This window comes from Paraburkholderia sediminicola (assembly GCF_046026895.1).
Lineage (GTDB): Bacteria > Pseudomonadota > Gammaproteobacteria > Burkholderiales > Burkholderiaceae > Paraburkholderia > Paraburkholderia sediminicola_C.
Map to the genome: position 1 here is coordinate 1 of NZ_JAQQEU010000296.1, position 378 is coordinate 378.

At 66.1% G+C, this 378-nt stretch carries 1 protein-coding gene; it reads right to left on the reverse strand.

The genetic code is table 11. The annotated features are described in order from the left end of the window. On the reverse strand, positions 1–366 hold a 366-nt coding region (locus PQR02_RS40845), incomplete at its 3' end, for a Mur ligase family protein (protein WP_408243457.1). Between the last annotated feature and the right edge of the window lie 12 nt (positions 367–378).

Genomic DNA, 378 nt, shown 5'->3' on the forward strand with positions numbered 1-378 from the left:
TATGCCGCGCAGCCCGAGATGATCGGCGCTCACGTTGAGGCACGCCGCCACATTGCATTCGGGGTATCCGAGCCCGCGCCGCAGCAGGCCACCGCGGGCCGTTTCCAGCACGGCGGCGTCGACGGCGCAATCCGCGAGGATCATTCGGGCGGATGACACGCCGGTCATATCGCCCGCGAGCGTCATCCGTCCATCAATATATACGCCATCCGTGGTACCGAGGCCGACGGTGTAGCCCGCGAGCTTCATGATCTGGGCCAGCATGCGCGAAGTGGTCGTCTTGCCGTTGGTGCCAGTGATGCTCGCAATGGGGATCGTCTTCGGAGTGCCTGACGGGTACAGCATGTCGACGATGGCGCCGGCCACGTCCCGCGCCGC